Raw genomic sequence first — 19,445 nt, 5'->3', positions numbered from 1 at the left:
TTGAAAGGGGGGGGGGGGACGTTTTTTGCCTCGGCTGAAGCCGTACCCTTTGGGGTGAGTTCGGGGAGGATCGTCCCCTTCGGCTAACGATTCGATGAGGGCAGTTTATCGCTCGACCTTTTGTTGCCCTGTTCGATAAGTCCCGGGAACCGGAGCTAAGGGCGAACGATCCTCGTCGACGCGGACGATTGCACCGGGAACCAAACGTTCTAACCCCTCGGTGACGACCTGCACACCTGCAGCCACACGCTCGATGTCACTGTCTCGCAGGCAAGCAATCGCGTAAGCATCGCGTGTATGGGATAACACACGGACCGGGACGGGCTGCGCCTCGAACTTCGTTTGTGGGTCTTGCTCGGGTCCGCCACTTTGCAGCGGTTGCAGGATCCAAATCATCGATTCGTCAGGTTTCGTCAAGACGGCATCACGAGGCACTAACAATTCGGTCGACTCTCGCATCATTGGCACGAACACGCTAACCCCCATTCCCGGCAACAGTTTTCCGTTTTGATCGTCTAACTCCACGCGAACTGGAAACGTACGGCTTCCGATCGATCCCTGAGCGTTGATCGAGAAGACTGTTCCCTGAAGTTCCAGCCCAAGGCTGTCGACCATCAAGTCGAGTTGGCTCCCCACTTCCAGCAATGGCAGTGATTCTTCCGGAACCATGATTTGCGCATCAATACGTCCATTCGAAACGATTTCGACGATTTGGCTACCAATCGATACATACTCACCGACCTCGGCAAGCTTTGCCACGACGCTGCCATCAAACGGTGCAAAAATCTCAAGCCGTGCCATGCGTTCTTTGGCTTCTCGAAGCAGGACGTCCAACTGCGACAGCGACGCTTCCAACTCCTCGATCAGCGATCGTTTCTGTTCCGCCTCACTTACTGACACCGCCTTCTGACGCAACATGTCTTCGTATCGCTCGAGGTCGACATTCTCGAACGCCAACGTCGCTTTCTTCTCAGCGATCTGGGTCACGATCTTGTCGACTTCAAGGCTCGTCCAGGTGTCATCGATACGAGCCAGTAGCGTTTTTCCGCCGACGACCTGGGTGCCTTCATCAACCGGCAATTCGATGACCTTGCCAGCCACTTCGGTCGCGATCGTCGCCTTGCGGACCGCGATCATGTCACCAACAAGCGTTCGCACGGGAAGGATCGACTTTTTTTGGATCGTTGAGACGCGAACCAACTGTGGCTGCAGGTCTGTTCCCTTAGCAGCGGGGTCACTTTTCCCCGCTGCGGTAGGCTCTCCGGCGCCGGGTCCAATCTGACGAAGGGCCCAATAGCTGACGACGCCACCGAGCAGAAAGGTGGTCAGGGAGATCGACAGAATCGTTACGAGCGTCTTCTGAGTCATACGCTGCTCACGAGGAGTATTTCGAAGCATCGGATTGAGTAGGGTTGTAGGGTGGGAAGGGTGCTCGATCGGGGCGGATCGTGCGGATGGTCTACCATCAAGGATCGCGATCTGCGTACGGAGGCCTGCGGCGGATGGTTACACGCTCCATCATACTTCCTCTTCCTTGCATTTGTCACTCGACCTTGCCTGCGAGATCCCCAATTCGGCAAAGCGATGTTAAGATAGTATCCGCGAACTCACACGATCTCTCACGCCTTTGTAGCCTTTCCTCTCTTTGTATCAGGTCCGTTTCCTCGCCTTTGTTTTGTGAAATCCTCATGCGCTCCGCCTACTTGTTCTTGCTACTGGTCCTCTCCGTCCAATCCGTGTCTGCGGAACAACACTATCTGTTTAGTTATTTCAAGGGCAACGGAGAAGACGGTTTGCATCTCGCCCATTCAACCGACGGGCTGAGATGGACCGCCTTAAAGCAAGATCATTCGTTTTTGACCCCGACGGTCGGCGAGGATCGCTTGATGCGCGACCCCTCGATCACACAAGGGCCCGAGGGAACATTCCACATGGTCTGGACTTCGGGATGGCAGGATCAAGGCATCGGCGTCGCCCATTCGAAGGACCTGGTCGTTTGGTCCGAACAGGAACGGATTGGTGTCATGGACCACGAGCCAAAATGCCGCAATTGCTGGGCACCGGAGATCTTTTATGATGATGCCAAACAACAATACTTGATCCTTTGGGCTTCCACGATTGAGGGAGAATTTCCCGAAACCGCTGGCTCCTGTGAAAACGAACTGAATCACCGTATCTACTATGTCACCACGAAAGATTTCCTGACCTATTCGGAAACGCGTTTGTTCTTTAATCCCGGATTTGCGGTGATCGATTCGTTCTTGGTCAAAGACGGTGATCGCTATCTGCTTGTCAGCAAGGATGAAACTCGATTTCCTGAGCCGACGAAGAACTTGTTCGTCGCATCAGCGGACCAAGCCGAAGGCCCCTACCAGGTCCTGGCCGAACCGTTTTCGCCCGAGTGGGTCGAAGGTCCCTCGGTCTTGAAAGTGAAGGACCAATGGTTGGTTTGGTTCGATGAATACACTCGCAAACGCTACAACGCAATGCAAACTACCGATTTTGAGACTTGGGGAATGGTGGAGAAGCCAATGGAGTTTCCCGCTCGAATGCGGCATGGGACGGCATTCGCGGTGACGGAAGAGATCGCGAAGCCCCTGCTCGAGATCGTTCCGACAGCGAACTCAGACGACGGCATTTTGGCGGGCGGAGCCGACCCTGCGATTGTGGAGTTACAGCCCCATGAATCGAAGCAGGGCTACATGGTCGCGGCGACCGGACGAGGTATCTCGCTGTCGTACTCACCTGACCTGAAAAAGTGGAAGCGAGTCGGTCGCGTGTTTGAGGTGAGCGTTCCGGCATGGGCCAAACAGGAGGTGCCAAAGTCGAATGGTCTTTGGGCACCCGACCTGAGTTTTCATCAGGGGCTTTACCATCTCTATTACTCGGTTTCCAGTTTCGGAAGTCAACGCTCGGTGATCGGTTTGGCAGTCAATAAATCACTGGACATCGATCATCCGGATTACAACTGGATAGACCGTGGAAAAGTGATCGAATCCTGGCCAGGCAAGGGTGACTTCAACGCGATCGATCCCGCGTTGGTGGTCGATGCCGAGGGCCAATGGTATCTCCTGTTCGGTTCCTTTTGGGGGGGGATTAAAGCGATCCGCATCGATCCGACCACGGGTAAGCCGGTCGAGGATGCGGAGATTTTATCGATCGCATCGCGTCCGAACCATCCGACCCACGCCATCGAAGGTGCTTATGTGATTCACCACGACGACTACTATTACTTGTTCGTTTCCTGGGACCGTTGTTGTGACGGAGCAGACAGTGATTACAAGGTCGCAGTGGGGAGGTCACAAATGGTGACGGGACCCTACGTCGACGCGGATGGCAAGCCGATGCTTGACGGTGGTGGGACGATTGTCTTGCAAGGTGACGACCGTTACCGCGGCCCAGGTCACAACAGCGTCCTGACGACCGATGCCGGCCAGTGGATTGCACATCACACGTACGATATGCAGAACTTGCGGGCACAACGTATTCTGCAGTTGCGGCCATTGTCGTGGAACGAGGAGGGATGGCCTGTTGTTGGCGAACCGCTGGATAGGGAATAGTTCAATTGCTGCGAGCAAAACGCAAAAAAGTTTTCCGCGACGCCACACTAGCCCGGATCATTCATCCGACCAAACCTATTCCCCGTAACCCTTTGTATGTAATCAGCTTACACCGATTGAGTAAATAACAGACTGCGCACGTTGGAGTCGTAGGCTTTAGCCGATTCAACAAGGATCCAGCACGCAATCGGCTAAAGCCTACCACTCCAACGAATCATCCGGGCTAGCGGTCAAATGGGCCCTCGGTTCAACGAAGAAACAACGCCTACGGTTCTTCTTTCAACCAAACGGTAGAACGCGCCGGTCGCGACGCATCTTTGCTGGTCCGATTGTTACGCAGGTAGTAGGGAATCGCAGTCAGCTCGCTGCCGTCTGACCAGGTACCGTGAATGATGGGTAAGTTCCCAACCGATTCACCAAACGGTTCAGCGCTGGAAATCGCCTCCAACGGGGATTTGGCTGAGATCGCTTTACCCATTTCTTGATCGACATCTTCGGCACAATACACCAACGGGCCGCGTCGCAGCGCGACTTGACCTCGAGTCGCCGCAATCTTTTCATCGGCCTTGATCCGCTGAACCGGCATTGGAAGCTCCAGTTCGACCTGATCGCCCGGCTTCCAAACTCGATCGATCACCGCGTATCCCTTTTCGATTGATGGTGTGATCGCTTGTCCGTTCAAGTGAATCGATGTTGCACCATCTGCCTCGGGGGTCGCCGTGTACAACGTACTGATGTCACGTCGGGGCATGCGGATGTGAAGACGCATTGCTTTGGCGGCCGAAGGATTGACTTCAATCACCACATCCCCGCGGAACGGATAGTCGGTCGTTTGAACCAACTGGACATCGATTCCGTCGACATCCTTGACGGTGATGGTGCTACCGACAAACAGATTCACATACAAGTTGGATTCGCTCTTACTGTACATCCACGTCGGCAGCATCAACAACGTTCGTGGAATGTTGCCCACACAGCATGGACAGACGTGCCACGGCGTCCGATTGGTATGGCTGACCAGGGGATTCGGATAATAGAAATGCTTGCCGGCGATATCCAAACTGCCTAGCAGCGCGTTGTACAGTGTTTGCTCGTACAAATCGGCATACTTTGCATCGTGATGTGCCAGGTGCAGTTTGTGCTGCATGAAGATCTCGCCGCAGCTCGAACACGATTCACAATAGGCATTGTGTGGCAACGAGTAATCGGGCCCGAACCCTTCGGACGTTTCACCACTGCCGATCCCGCCGGTCAGGTAGTACTTGCGATTGACCACATTGTCCCACAGCGACATCACCGCAGATTGGTAATCGGTATCATGAGTTTCCATCGCTACATCCGCCATGCCGGCATAGGAATACGATGCCCGCACGGCATGGCCGACAGCGGCGTACTGTTCAGTCACCGGCACGTGACTCTGGTCGTATTCACTGCCGTCGTCGCGACCGTCAAGCAAGAATTTTGCCAAATCGATGTATTTGCTGCCGCGTCCGTTTCCTTCGACATGATTGACGAATCGTCCAAAGCGAACGAGTGCGATCTCCATGGCCTGGTGCCCGTCAAACCATTCTTGTTTGGGTGCCGGTCCAATCTGGTTGCACCAACAATCCGCTAATCGCTTGGCAGCATCGTAGAGCCGCGAATCGTTCTTTTCGGTCATCAAATAGTGGGCGATGCCGGCTTCAAGCAAATAGCCGGCGACGTAGCCTTCGTGAGCATCACGATGCCGAGGCGACCAGTGGGGCAGGTCGTTGAGCGTGAAATAGGTTTGAAGGTAACCATCGGCTTCTTGAGCCGCCAGCACTTTGGGAATCCAATCCTCAAGCGTCTGACGCATCGCGTTTTGTGCTGCGATGATCTCGGTATCCCCTTGTGGATCGATCATTACAGCAACACAAATCGACTCGATCGTATTGTAGATCCAGGCGTTGGAGAAGACATAGCCGCGATGTTTGCCATGTGGCTTGCCAGCCAACTTATTCGCCGCGTCAACCAGGTTATTGATGCCGCCCTCTTTCAAATCCGGGTCGGAGATCCTCTCGATACAGTGCGGAATCCAATTGACGATCAATGCCTTGGCACGATCGTTCCACAGCGGGCTGTTGAGGGTGTAGCTGCGAGTGTCGACCAAGTCGAGATGCTTGGCGGGGGGCGGTTCGATCACTTGTACCGTTACCAACGATGAGTCACTCAAATTGCCCTTCGAACCCGTTAGTTTCAAAACATAGCGGCCCGTTTCCGAGAAGGTGGCGGTCGTTCGGCTCGCAGTCGGATCGGCGAACGTCACGTCCCCCTGTCCCGATGCCTTACTCCATTTCATGGTGACCAGGGGTTTCGAACCGTTCAAAGCTTTAGCCTGGCCGCGAAGATAGGTCTTGCCGCCGAGCACCACGACGCGGTCGATACCAGCCGAAACGGTCGGCGGGAAATCAGGCGATTTGCCCGAGTCGAGTACTTGCCATTCAAGGATCCCGGTTGAAAAATCATCTTCGCCATCCATTTCCAATCGCAATTGATCGGTTTGCACTTCATCGAAGGTCGTCGTGTTGTACTCACTCGCCTTGACGCCGAGACCCTCGGGGTTCGAGACCGGGACGAACTTGTCGCCGTCCCAATACTTCACTCGGCATGCGGCAGGCAAGCGAACACCGCGGTGATCGTCCCACCAGAAAACCCTCACTTTCTTGGTGCTGATCGGTTGGCTCCATTGGTACTGGACCCACTGTGTGCCGTGCGTGGGCCAATTGCCGTAGGAGCCTCGTCCACGTTGGTGAGACGTTTCGGGGACCGAAGCATCATTCAGTGCGGTAAGGGAGGTGTCACCGGACACATGAGACGTGGTCGCTTTGCCAACCAACGCCAAATTGACGTCCTCGGCCGTTGCGATCGAACAAATCAGACCGGTCGTAAGCAGAACGGCCCAGTGGAAGAGGTTGGTCATCGAAAAGGTTGCTGACGGAGGGAGGGAGGTGGGAACCGACACTCGATCAGCTTACCTCGGTCTGGCCTAAACGGAAACTCAACAACTGCGCAAAACAAAATCAGTTTTGCGCACGCGGCAACCGCGACGTGCTTCGTGTCGGCACCGTGGTGACCGTGGCCGACTGGGGCAACAAAGCTCGCTCTCCCTTTGGTTCATGGCCCTTTGGTTCATGGCCCTTTGGTTCATGGCCCTTTGGTTCATGGCCCGTGTACCGCAGCGTCCTCCTTGTCTTGGACGCTGCGGTTTTGCTTTTCCAGAAATTCGTCGGTTGCCTGTTGATCGATTTGGATCAAATGATCACGTAGTGGCGGGGAAACATCTCCCGCGACCGATTGCATCACGAACCCCGACGACGGTCGATACGTCATGTGGCAGTCGATACAGTTTTTGGCAAGATCGAAGTCAACCTGCTCGTACATCCCGCATGCCTGAGGCTCGTGGCACTTGATGCATCGTTCGGAATAGAGTGCGGTGTTTCCGTGTTCGTTGCAGTGCGGATTATGGCAATCCACACAACTCATCTCCGATTGGACAAAGCACTCGCTTTGCCGCAATCGTGCGAGTTGGTTGGCGCCGTGGACCGCGCCGGCACCGTCGGTATTTATGTCACCGTTTTCGTAATAGTCAAAGAACTCGTCGCCAGGTCGAAAGCGAAACGCTCGTCCACTCGGAATGTACCGTCCAAGATGGCACTGACCACAGACTTCAACCTGTTTGTCGCGCGGAAGATCAGCGATCTTGACGATCGCATAGGGGGTCTTTTCGTCAGGGTGTTTCTCGTGATACTCGATGTGCTCTGCCCCAGGACCGTGACAACGCTCGCAAGTCACGCCAAAGATAAATTGGTCGGGAGTGAAATGGTTGGGGAATTCCCGGTAATCGTGATAGCTGCCATGGCAACTCAGGCAGTGTGGTCCAATGGGACGAGCAAAGGATGCGTCGCCATCGGTGTACCCTGGGCTGTTGACCCATACGTTGCCTTCATCGACGTGAGTCATGTTCGCCTGGTAGAGCTGGTCTCCGTGCCAATACAAGTAGGATTGGCCGATAATGGATGCCCCAACTGAAATGTCCATTGGCACATCAAAATGCCAGTCATAGAAGTGCGTGCGCTGATAATAGCGGTCTCCTCTCTTAATCATTTCGAACGAGACGCCATCATGTTTCGTCTTAAACACATTCTTGCCTGGCTCAAACCGTCCCTTGAGGACTGTGTCGGTTGTGATTCCTCGCGACGTGTTGTAGTGCATCGTCAAAAGGGCCGTGTTGTGATGCTCAGGATGGCATTTTTGACACGCCTGTGGGCCGACAAAACCGGGATTGGCGTTAACGGGTTCGAGATCAGGTGCAGGCTTTGGGAACTGACCCGGAGCAAACGGTATTTCAACACCTCCGCCGTCTTCATCCTTACCGACAAACCAATACTTGTGGGACGCGACCCAACCCGCGACCAAATCGTCCGGTAACGGCATGCCAACGCCGCGCTCGGTCAGTGCGTCCAGCTCTTTCCCCGGATTTGCGGCCACCGTTGCCGCTTCTCGTTTCGCAAGCTGACTCGCGATCTCGTCGCTGTGTGTATCCTGTCTTGATGACAGGACGCACCACCCCAATACAGCTAAAGCCAATGCGCCGAGCGCAACCCATTTGATGTTCACAGATCAGATTCCGACGAAGACTCATTCAATAGAGTCGGCAGGAGAAGGAGTCATTTCGATAGTGGCAGTATCGACTATCGCGTTCCAATTCGCAATCGATCAAGGGAGCGTGGCAAAAAGTCGCACTGCTGACTGCAATCGCTTCCTCATTGCAAGGCCGACCTTCCTTTCTCGGTTCACTCTTTGGAAGAGCTTCTCGGCGTCGCATTCTTGCGTTCGTGCTCGTAGTGGTGCAAAATCAATTCGATGACCGGCGCAGGGTCATCGAGTCCATGCGGGTGATGATCGCCACCCGGTTTTCGAAACACGGTGATATCACCGCCGAGAGCTTCATACCGCCGCTGGACGATCTCGGTGTTTTCTTCCATCGGAACCGTCCGGTCGGAATCGCCAGTCACATGAATCAGCGGAATCTTCGCATCGGCCAGTGGTTGCAGGCTGTCGACGGGGTTATGTGGCCAGGCCAGTGCTTCGGCATCGCCCGGGAAACGATAGCACTTCTTTAGCTCCTCCCAGTTCTGCTTGTTGCCCATGCCTTTGCCCATTTTGCCGCCAGGCCAGCTTTTGAAATCGCACACCGCAGCGTCGGCATAGATGCAAAGGGTCTTCTCCGCGTTTTGTCTCGCCCAGCCATAAGCATAGAGTCCACCTCGGCTGAGGGCGCTGAGCGTGACACGTTTTGAGAGACCACGGTCGGTCAAGAAAGCATAGAAGGCATCGCAATGTTCAAGGGCATCGGGACACCCGAAACGGTTTTGGGTGTCGATGTATGCGTAATAGAACCCTTTGCCCAACAACGCATGTGCCGGTACCCGTCTGTAAAAACTATCTGGAAACATCATCGACCAGATCCACGGATTGCCCAGCATTGGTTCCTTTGGCTCAACAACAAATGCCGGACATCCGTCAACCACAAACGAGTGACGTCGATAACCATGCCAATCGTCTACCAAAACCTCGGGCCCTTCTGGGATTTCAAACGCCCTACCGGCCGGCACACGTTCACCCGCCCCCACAAACGACGGAACCGAAAAGAACGCCACCCCGGCAAAGAAGCAGTTGAAATACTTGTTAAGCATCGTCTCCAATTCCTGTTTGCACGGTTATAGGACCGGCGTCAATCGCATGCCCTCGATGCAACGACGAAACAATCAGTATCGCACACGGCACGGGATGTCGCCAGACTTACGGGGTTGAAGGATCTTGGGTGAGATGCATGACGCCCTTGGTGGATGGTCCGCTGCTAAGTTGTAGAGAGTTCAGAAAACCAGTGTTGGGAGACGTCCTTTGCCAAAGTCGAGAGCATTTCGTCGAAGACGGGCTGTTCCGTCTCGCTCTCGCTCTTGCTTTCCATTAGTGGGGCCCGTTCGAACAATCGATCCCGCGTAGTCTTCGTGTAACGTTGCCATTCGCTAGAAAGTTGCCAGCTCGCGACACGAGGGATTTCCGCGATAGACGACTCTGACCTCTTGACGTCGATCCGGCGATCAACCGTAGGTGTCAGGATTCCCGCAACTGTGGCAAGAGCGACCGATTCTGCTGAGACTTGGGACGGATCGACGAGTGGAATGGAAAGCTCGTTGATTACACGAAGTGCATCCAGCGCCGTCAACTTTCCATCGGGTTCCACGTCGTAGTAACGATCGTGATAGCCTTCGGGACGAAGCGGTATGAGAAGTTCCGTTTCACGGTCGTGAACGAGACTGTCCGACAACTCGTTAATGACGAGGAGTGCGTCATAGGCAGTCACATCACCGCTGTTGTCAACATCGAAGGGATTGGTCGGGTTTCTCCATGCACCAATCATCACGAGCGTTCTTGCATCCGCATTCGTTGGCGCCACCTCGACATTTCCGACACGGTCTTGGGCAACACTTGCAAAACCATAGGTGTTACCCGACTCGCCGGTGAACGTGCGACTTGTCTCGGTGGAACTCATCCAAAGCGGCTCAAAGGGTCCATCGTTTTGAGAAACATAGATGTCATACGTTGCTATCCCTGAACCGTCTCCGACGTCACTTCCGCCCCATTGTACGGTGAAGCTTGCCGTTCCAAATGCCTCGGGCAACACCGAAACAGAACTCTCCGGCCCGACATCATCGACTGTATTCGTCACCGTGTTCGTGATGATCGGGTCGTTGGTGTCGAAAACAATGGCTGCTGTATTCTGAATTTGATCTCGATCGACAAGGGTTTGTTTTGGCCGAATGGTAAATGTAACAAAACCCTCACCTTGACGTGATGCGTCATTGACCGGAAGAAAACCGGCAAATGGGTCTGCCGGATAGAGTTGCGTCTGCTCATCAAATGATTGCATCCGCCAAGTCAAGAGCCCCGTTTCGGTATCAAAGTCTACATTGATGTGTACGGGGTAGGGATCCGCGGAAACAGACGTATTGCCCTGGTAGCTTGATTGCCCCGCTTCGAGAGGGACCACCGTGTCGCCAAATCCGATGGAGCCGAGTTCCAAACTGGACCAATCCAAGTTTGTTGACAAGTGATCCGTGACCACGACTTCCTGCGCAGGCAGGGTCAATTCAGGCGGCAGGTTGGGGTCAGGAAGGTTCTCAAAGTGAATGGTGTACGTGATCGGTTGGTTCGATGAGATCCAGCCCATCGTTTCATCATTGATCGTGGAAGATGCCTTATCATTCGGGTCGCGTGGTCGCCCGGATTGTCCGCGAAATTCGATGTTTCCTCCGGTGATTCGCTCAAACAATGTCGGGGCATCGTCTTCGAGTTCATCCTCGATTTCGTCCTTGGACTCTCCGGCGGGATCGTATAGGACGACATCTGGCGCGTCCGCGTTTATTTTGGGGTTCTGATACGGGGCAAACCAGCCTCCGACGTTCTTGCCAACGCCTTTCAACGCTTCTTTCACGGAGACCCTGCCATCTGAATTTCCTCCGCGGCTGGCCCGATCATTTTCAAGATCCAGAAGCTCCTCTAAGAACTTACTGGTGAAGAATCCACCGGTTCCCGTACGCGATTGTGACATCTGTCCCTGGTCACTCGCGGTGACAATTGTGATTCGCTTCTCGACGTCTTCGGGCACGTCCGTGTAATACTCCAAGCGACGAATCAGCGCGTGTGCGTAGCATGCGTCCACGACGATGACAATGTTCTTTGCCTTGGCCCCAGCCAGGCTTTTTAGCAGGTCTTCATAAAAGAAGGTTCCGCTATTCGTCACCAGACCGCTGCTGCGGTTGTTGGGGTCGGCTTGGTCCACGCCGTGCATGCTGAAGAACAGAAGCAGTTGATCGTCGGTTTGGCTGCTGTCGGCAAGCGACTTGACGGCTGCCTCCAACTGTTGAGCTGTGATGGTCGTCTCGCGTGGTGGTGGAGCCGATAAGGCATCCGAATAGAACTGGAAGTTGCTTTCCGAGATTTCCGGTGTGGACCGAAAGAAGCTACGGATGTTGGACATGTCCTTCTTTGTGCTCAGCAAGTTCGGCTCTTTTCCCTTGTAATCCTGCAGCGTTACCACAAGCCCACGTACTTGGCCCGGTCGTGAGGCTGCCTCGCCAGCAACTCGGTCCGCAAGTTGTCCAAGAGCGGTATCGGTCGGCGTCCAACCGAGTGCCTCGTACGCCTTGCCAATCTCCACAAGTAACCCGGGGCGAAGGTCGATCCCCGGCTTCAGAGTCGCGACCGTTCCGGCCGGTTGCTGTAGTATCTGCAAGGAGTTGTCTGCAACGATCTGAAGCATTGATGCCCAAGTTGCTCCGAGTTGAGCACGCAATTGTTCAAATAATTGGCTCCAATGCAGCTCCGTCAATGAAGGTGGTTTTGCAACTGAGGAAATACGATCCCAATCGATTTGCACTGCGAGAAGCTCCGTCGCGGTGATGGGGATCGTTCGAAGTCGAAGACTAAAATCACCTGGCTCACTGGTTGAGGCATAGACTTTGAATGACTGTTCGTTTCCTGGTGGGATCACTGAGGCTAAGGAATCTGGCGACATCGCCAAAAACATGTGGCCGCCGTCAATTTGCGGGCCGCCCGGAGTCAGGCTTAGGCTGGAGACGCCTGTCGTCTCGAAGTACGCCAAATGGACAGGGGCGTCAACGGTTCCACGATTGCCCCATGTCACAGTGAATTCATTCTGGCGGTCGACTCGCATGAAGCTGGGGCCGGTGATTCGCGAGAAATAGCCAGCGTCGCCTCCATCTTGTACCGTGAACGCGTCTGCCAACTCTTTTTCAATGCCGCCGCTGATCAACTTCAATTCGGCAGGACCGGACATCGCGGCACTGAGATCAAAGGTCGCCATGATCTGAGAGGAGTCGATCCAATGAGTGGCGACCGAATCGATGACGTGACCGCGGGCATCGATCAATTGCGCCGTCGTATCACTCGGGATTGCGTTCCCCGCGATTTTGACGGTAACGTTTCCCGTATTGCCACCGCGGGTGGGGTTCACATGATCCACGGCAAAGTCGAGTAATTCCGCCGAGAGTTCAAACGCAATGGGACCCTCGGTAAACGATGTCTCTTGTGCTAAAACGTAATAATTGCCAGCAGCTGCGTTTCCAATATCAAGATTTGCATCCGGCCCTCCAAAGCGATTGCTAGCGATATCGAAACTGTCACGATTCGGCGCATATTCATGCCCAACGAACAGTTCCGTCCTCCCCAAGGCTCCCTCTCGATCGAGCGTCACACGTAGGTTCTGGCCGGCGGTCACGGGAATGCGGAACCACTGTTGATTCCCTTCCGTCGTGAAGGCTGAGGATATCGTTTGCCCTACGAGCAACTCGGGAACGTCGAGTGCGACGATCGATGATTCCACAACATTGTTCTGTTCTTGTTGCGCCTCAAATACCTGATACCTCGCGTCGGTGGATACTCTCCAAATGTAGTCACCCGACCAGAAGCCCGGCACCATGATGGTGGCCTGTTTCGTATAGCTCTGGCCAACGCCAAGCCCATCGGCGTGCACAACTTCCAGCACCCGGCGGGCCGGTTGACCGGTTGGGGTACCGATCAAGTCGATCGAATCGATCCAAGAATGCGTGACCGTATTGGGGCCAAGATTGGATACCTTCCACGTCAACGTAACTTCTTCACCGGACATAACGTTAGAGGGTGCTGCCATCAGCTGGATCTGTAAATCAGCCTCTGGGTCAGAGACCATCTGTCGCTCGAACGCGCCAATGTCATAGTACTTTACGAGCCCTTCACCAACATTCGGCTCGATTCCAGGATCATCGTAACGTGGATTGCCAGAATGGTCGGTTGCCGGTGGAGTGACCCCAAAGGCATTTCCAGTGCTGAGACCAGCATCGATCAGGGGGGATCCCGCAAATGGCCGATAGTCCCCCGTGCGACCGCGGCTAAAAAAGAGTGGGTCGCGTGAGAGATTGCCGTTCACGTCGATCGGATCCTCGGCGCCAATCACGTTGGTTGAGGCAGGATTGTAAATGTTGTTGTACGCCATCACCACACCAGCACCTGAATCAACCGCAACCCCGCAAACGCGATGGTAAGTGATCACATTATTGAAGAGTTCGATACTGCTGCCCGTTTCACTTGAAACCGCTCCATAAGAATTGCCGTCAAGGGTGTTGTTGATCGCTTTGATATGAGACTGAGAGGTAGCGAGGATCCCTCGGTTCGTGTTGTTGACCAGGACATTGTTGGTCAGTTCGGCACTCGCTCCGCCACTCGAGCGAACGGCATCGGATGCAGAATGGCTCAACCACGACCGACTCACCTCAACGGATGCGTTGTCGATGGTCAACATCCCGCCGTAATAGTAGCCTCCATATTCGAACACCGCATTATCAATCACATGGTCGCCGCTCCCCGAGCGAATATCGATCCGAGCCCAGTTGCCGGGCGCCGGTGCCGACGCGTCGCCGTCTCCATTGGTATCGCCGCCGCGAGAGTCATCGGCAAACGAGGTGAAGACGACCGGTGCCGCCTCGGTTCCGTTGATCGCCAAGCTTCCATTGACATGCAGTTCGACATTGGCATTGGACGGTTTGACGATTTGGCCCGCGCCGATCTCTAGCGACATGCCAACCGGGACGAAGATATCATTATCGAGCCAATAGACGATGTCCGGATCGTCCCAAACGAGATCCTTCGTCAGCGATCCGCCGTTCACCTGCAGCCCGTTGATCCGATTTCCCGAAAGCGTCACCCCGTCAATATCGGGGTTTGAACTGAGATCCATGCTGACCGCAGCGTCGCCATTATCGAGAAAGGCATTGCTGTTCAGAATCGCGTCGGTCGCTTCCAGTCGCACCGCACCAGATTGTGAAGTGGTAAAGGTGCTGTTGGAGATCGCCAGATCGGTTGCTGCCGCTCGCAGCGTATGCCCGTAATAGTAGCCACCATAGTGAGCCTCGAAGTAGTTGAGGGTGTTGCCGGCACTTTCATCAAGCATTTGAATCCGAGCCCAGTTGCCGGGCGCCGGTGCCGACGTGTCGCCGTCTCCGTTGGTATCGCCGCCACGAGTGTCATCGGCAAACGAGGTGAAGACGACCGGTGCCGCCTCGGTTCCGTTGATCGCCAAACTTCCATTGACATGCAATTCGGCATTGGCATTGGACGGCTTGACGATCTGTCCCGCGCCGATCTCTAGCGACATGCCGACGGGAACGGAGATGTCATCATCGAGCCAATAGACGATGTCCGGATCGTCCCACGCCAAGCTTCTTTTCAATACCCCCGCATCGACTTGCAATCCATTGATGCCGTTTACGGTCAGTGCAACGCCGTTGATGGTCGGATTTGAATTCAAGTCCATACTCATCGCGGCATCGGCATTCGTCGTGAAGGCATTGTTGGTCAACGTTGCGTCGGTGCCTTCTAGTCGTACTGCATCGTGTTGCGAACGGGTAAAGGTGCTGTTGGAGATCATGAGCCCGGTTTGGACCGCTCGCAAAGCATGCCCGTAATAGTAGCCACCATAGTGAGCCTCGAAGTAGTTGACGGTGTTGCCGGCACTTTCATCAAGCACTTGAATCCGAGCCCAGTTGCCAGGCGCCGGCACCGAGGTGTCGCCGTCACCATTGGTATCGCCGCCGCGAGAGTCATCGGCAAACGAGGTGAAGACGACCGGTGCCGCCTCGGTTCCGTTGATCGCCAATCGTCCATTGACATGCAATTCGGCATTGGCGTTGGACGGTTTGACAATTTGCCCTGCGCCGATCTCTAACGACATGCCGACGGGGACGGAGATGTCATCATCGAGCCAATAGACGATGTCCGGATCGTCCCACGCCAAGCTTCTTTTCAATACCCCCGCATCGACTTGCAATCCATTGATGCCGTTCGCGGTCAGTGCAACGCCGTTCATGGTCGGATTTGAATTCAAGTCCATACTTATCGCAGCATCGGCATTGGCCGTAAAGGAATTGTTGACTAACGTCGCGTCGGTGCCTTCCAAACGTAGTGCATCGAAGGCACTGTGGCTGAGCGAGCTGCTGGATAAGGTCAAATCACCATTCTTGCCAAGCACCATCGCACCATAGTAATATCCACCGTATCGAACGTCGGTATTTGAGATGACTGCAGACCCGTTGACGACAATTCTTGCCCAATTGCCTGCCGCAGGCGCCGTCTCATTTCCATTGGCGTTCGTATCTTCGCCGACATCGTCATGGATTGATGTGAAGACAATTGGTGCGGTTGGCGTCCCCTCGGCATGAAGCGTTCCGTCAACAAACAGCTCGACGTTGGCATGCCGGAACTTGACGATGGCGCCGGGCGCGATGGTCAGCGTTACGTCTGCTGCCACTTGGAGGTCGTCGGTAATTTGATGAACCTCGCCATTGGTCCACGTGGTGTCTGAGGTCAGTGTTCCCGACCAACTTGCAAGCAGTGCGCGTTCTTCGAGGTGTTCTTGCAGCATCCGGCGAAAAGGGGTCCGCCGAAGCTGGCGTGACTGAGCGCGTCTGGCCTTGTTGGCACTTCTTCTGCTTTTCAGTAGCCTGCGAAATCTCATGGCACAATCCCCAGCGATGGTTCACTGGTGTGCGGAATCGCGCACCCATGGCAGTTTTTCGCACACACAGCCGCGTAGTCTGTACTCCTGTTAAGGCAAATGCTCCTGCACTTCTTGATGCCAACCTACGAACAAACCTCGTGCCAAGTCGCGGCGGAAATGCCTGGACTCGCAAGAAGATTTGCTTTCCCTCATTCAGGTCCGGAGCGGCGTCAACTTGTTTTGTTTGGCAGGATGGGGAGCGATCTTCCGAGATGCGAAGGCTGTTTCGCAATCGCGGGGATGGTTGTCGATGCGTCCCCGTCGCCGCGATGAGCGCCTTGTTGGTATGATATTGAGGACGTTTCGAGTAAGCATTGTGCGAGAAAGAGGGGTCGGATCCCTCATTAGGAGCGGTAAGGTGCAAGCCGCCGGTTTTGTGCCAGAAAAACTGGTTCTCGTTCACCGGTGGCCAGCGGCATTCCGCTCACCGATCTCCCGTACGTTGCCAAGAACACAGATGCAAGGGATCCGAGAATGAAGGGGACGATATTGATGAAGCGCATCACGACGGTGCTTTTCCTGGTGCTGGCGGTTGCCGTTCACGCGACGGCGGCCGATTCACGGCAGACTTTCCGAACGTCCTTCAACGACGGTTGGAAGTTTCATAAGGGCGATGTTGCTGGAGCCGAGACGCCTGAGTTTGACGACTCGCAATGGCGTTCCCTGGATTTACCGCACGATTGGGCCATCGAAGGTCCCTTTGATGTGAAGTACAATGCGCGTTGCGGCGGGCTGCCCTTTCATGGAACCGGCTGGTATCGAAAATCGTTCGAAGTTCCCGCCGAAGCGTCGGGCAAGGCGATTTCGGTGACCTTTGACGGCGCGATGTACGATGCGCACGTCTGGGTCAACGGACACTTTGTGGGTCATCGTCCTTATGGTTACATCGAGTTTCAATACGATATCAGCAACTTGCTGAACTATAACGGCTCCAACGCGATTGCGGTCAAGCTCGCCCCAGAGGACCTTTCGACGCGTTGGTATCCCGGTGCCGGGATCTACCGAAATGTCTGGCTCGATATCCGTGACCCCGTCCACGTCGCGCAGTGGGGGACCTTCGTCACCACGCCAAAGGTCAAGGATCGTACGGCGACGGTATCGATTGAGACAACGCTTGAGGGGGATCTCACGGAGAAGAGCATTCAGTTGAAGTATGAGGTTTTTGACCCGATGGGAAAGTCGGTGAGCTCGTCGACGATTCCTGGCCAGATCAAGACGGCGACGAAGTTGAGTGTTTCGAATCCGCTGCTTTGGACTCTCGAATCACCTCAGCTCTATGTTTTGAAGACTACGGTGTTGGGTGCAGGCAGAACGCTGGATGTCGTTCAAACTCGGTTCGGCATTCGGACACTGGAGTTCTCAAAAACCGAAGGTTTCTCCTTGAACGGCAATCCTACTCGCATTCAAGGCGTGTGTTTGCACCACGACAACGGGCCGCTCGGGGCCGCGATCCATCGCCGCGCCATCGAACGCAAACTACAAATCATGAAACAGATGGGCGTCAACTCGGTGCGCACCAGCCATAACCCACCATCGAATGAACTGCTTGACCTATGTGACGAGTTGGGCATCCTGGTACAGGTGGAAGCCTTTGATGTCTGGTTAAAAGCCAAGGTGCCGAATGGCTACAACAAGTTTTTTGAGGAGTGGGGCGAGCGCGACATCAAGGATATGGTTCGACGCGATCGCAACCACCCCTCCGTCTTCATGTGGAGCATTGGAAACGAGATTCTTGAGCAAGGAAATAAGGAGGATGGAAATCGGATTGCCAAACAGTTGAATGGTTATGTGAAGTCGCTTGACACCACGCGACCGACAACCTGTGGTTTCAATTACTTCCCTGGACCGTATCAAAGCGGGATGGCCGGGCAAATTGATATTGCCGGCATGAATTACAAGCCGCTCGCCTATGGCGATCCTGTTGACGAGTTTCTTCCGAACAACCCCGTTGTCGCTTCGGAGACTTCTTCCTGTACGAGCAGCCGTGGCGTCTATCATCTGCCGATTGAAAAATATCAAACTCACCCATCGAAACAGGTCACCAGCTACGATCTGATCGGTCCGCCTTGGGCCTATCCGCCCGATGTTGAATTTGATGCGTTGGAAACGCACCCAGAGATTCTTGGCGAATATGTCTGGACTGGGTTTGATTACCTGGGTGAGCCGACTCCCTACGGAGGCAAGGACAACAGCACGAACGGTTATTGGAATGCGGATTGGCCATCGCGCAGTTCGTACTTTGGTGCCGTCGACTTGTGTGGCTTCCCCAAAGATCGTTTCTACCTGTACCAGAGCCAATGGACTCAGGAGCCCATGGTCCATGTCTTGCCTCATTGGAATTGGCAGAACAGTTCCCACAAAACAATCCCCATTGTCGCTTACACCAATTGCGAGGAAGTCGAACTGCTGGTGAACGGAAAGTCGATGGGCCGCAAGGTCAAAGGTAAAGATTTGACGAAGATCCCTGTCAAGTTCAACCGTTACGACAAGGATCATTTCATGTCGAAATACCGTTTGTCGTGGGAGGTGCCCTATTCACCCGGCTCGCTTCGCGTTGTGGGCTACCGTAATGGCAAGCCGGTCGCGGAGAAGGAGATTCGGACCGCTGGCGAGCCGGCACAAGTGAAGTTGGTCGCGGATAGGAGAGAGCTGATTGCCGATCAAAGCGATTTGTCTTATGTCACCGTCCGTATCGAAGATCGCGAGGGCAACCTTTGTCCGCTGGCTTCTAACTTAGTTCGGTTCTCGGTTGACGGCGCAGGAACGATTGCAGCGGTGGGAAATGGAAATGCCGCGACGACCGCACCCTTCATCGCCGACGAGCGAGAAGCTTTCAACGGTCTGTGCATGCTGATTGTCAAAGCGGGAAAGCAGACCGGCGGGATTACGATCAGAGCAGAATCCGAGGGGTTGCGCAGCGATAGCGCTTCGCTGGACGTCAAGCGTCCGTAACGCGGCGTGGCAGCAATTGCGAAGCTTTCGCTCGCAGACAGAATCGCCACGCAATAACAAGAATGCGCGCAATTGCGGATGTCGGGCAGAGGCCGGCGATTCGTTCCCGGAACCATGACCAAAGGCCTTCGATGTTGGTAGAAAGACTTCAGATAATTGCTTGAGAACCTACTCGAGAAGATAGAGGTAGGGCCATGAGATCGCGTTGGACGATTGGGCTCGGTTCTGTCGCAGGGTCGGTGCGCACTGACCTGCCACGTCTTGCACTCGGGTTAGAGTCGGACTCAATTATTTGC

7 protein-coding genes are annotated in these 19,445 nt (G+C 54.7%); 2 read left to right on the top strand and 5 right to left on the bottom strand.

Annotation, left to right across the window (positions count from 1 at the left end; translation table 11 throughout):
• Window positions 1–105: 105 nt before the first annotated feature.
• A complete protein-coding gene (locus Poly41_RS15370; RefSeq protein ID WP_146527371.1) occupies window positions 106–1,398 on the bottom strand; it encodes an efflux RND transporter periplasmic adaptor subunit in 1,293 nt (430 codons plus the stop codon).
• Window positions 1,399–1,688: 290 nt separating this feature from the next.
• On the opposite strand from Poly41_RS15370, the gene Poly41_RS15365 reads away from it, so the two are divergent.
• A complete protein-coding gene (locus Poly41_RS15365) occupies window positions 1,689–3,560 on the top strand; it encodes a family 43 glycosylhydrolase (RefSeq protein WP_146527369.1) in 1,872 nt (623 codons plus the stop codon).
• A gap of 265 nt (window positions 3,561–3,825) precedes the next feature.
• Here the strand turns inward: Poly41_RS15365 and Poly41_RS15360 are convergent, their stop codons facing one another.
• From Poly41_RS15360 to Poly41_RS15345, 4 genes are all read right to left on the bottom strand, one after another.
• A complete protein-coding gene (locus tag Poly41_RS15360; RefSeq protein ID WP_197231367.1) occupies window positions 3,826–6,501 on the bottom strand; it encodes a glycoside hydrolase family 127 protein in 2,676 nt (891 codons plus the stop codon).
• Between the two features lie 239 nt (window positions 6,502–6,740).
• Complete coding sequence (locus tag Poly41_RS15355; RefSeq protein ID WP_146527367.1) at window positions 6,741–8,198, bottom strand: multiheme c-type cytochrome; 1,458 nt, start codon at window positions 8,196–8,198, stop codon at window positions 6,741–6,743.
• Between the two features lie 176 nt (window positions 8,199–8,374).
• Window positions 8,375–9,277, bottom strand: a complete 903-nt coding sequence (locus tag Poly41_RS15350) for an alpha/beta fold hydrolase (protein ID WP_146527366.1) — start codon at window positions 9,275–9,277, stop codon at window positions 8,375–8,377.
• A 164-nt stretch (window positions 9,278–9,441) separates the two neighbouring features.
• The gene (locus tag Poly41_RS15345) at window positions 9,442–16,062 is read right to left on the bottom strand and encodes a right-handed parallel beta-helix repeat-containing protein (RefSeq protein ID WP_197231366.1); all 6,621 of its coding nucleotides are present in this window, start codon (window positions 16,060–16,062) and stop codon (window positions 9,442–9,444) included.
• Window positions 16,063–16,689: 627 nt separating this feature from the next.
• Here Poly41_RS15345 and Poly41_RS15340 point away from each other — a divergent pair.
• Window positions 16,690–19,149, top strand: coding sequence for a glycoside hydrolase family 2 TIM barrel-domain containing protein (locus Poly41_RS15340; RefSeq protein WP_146527362.1), 2,460 nt, complete (start codon window positions 16,690–16,692; stop codon window positions 19,147–19,149).
• Window positions 19,150–19,445 lie beyond the last annotated feature (296 nt).

It is taken from the genome of Novipirellula artificiosorum (genome assembly GCF_007860135.1).
GTDB classification, from domain to species: Bacteria; Planctomycetota; Planctomycetia; order Pirellulales; family Pirellulaceae; genus Novipirellula_A; species Novipirellula_A artificiosorum.
This window is presented reverse-complemented; position numbering and strand designations above follow the sequence as displayed.

What these genes read in the sequence shown, in the direction of transcription:
- Poly41_RS15365 (WP_146527369.1), top strand. Translation starts at nt 1,689, where the DNA reads ATGCGCTCCGCCTACTTGTTCTTGCTACTGGTCCTCTCCGTCCAATCC.
- Poly41_RS15360 (WP_197231367.1), bottom strand. Translation starts at nt 6,501, where the DNA reads ATGACCAACCTCTTCCACTGGGCCGTTCTGCTTACGACCGGTCTGATT.
- Poly41_RS15340 (WP_146527362.1), top strand. Translation starts at nt 16,690, where the DNA reads ATGAAGCGCATCACGACGGTGCTTTTCCTGGTGCTGGCGGTTGCCGTT.
- Poly41_RS15345 (WP_197231366.1), bottom strand. Translation starts at nt 16,062, where the DNA reads ATGCTGCAAGAACACCTCGAAGAACGCGCACTGCTTGCAAGTTGGTCG.
- Poly41_RS15350 (WP_146527366.1), bottom strand. Translation starts at nt 9,277, where the DNA reads ATGCTTAACAAGTATTTCAACTGCTTCTTTGCCGGGGTGGCGTTCTTT.
- Poly41_RS15370 (WP_146527371.1), bottom strand. Translation starts at nt 1,398, where the DNA reads ATGCTTCGAAATACTCCTCGTGAGCAGCGTATGACTCAGAAGACGCTC.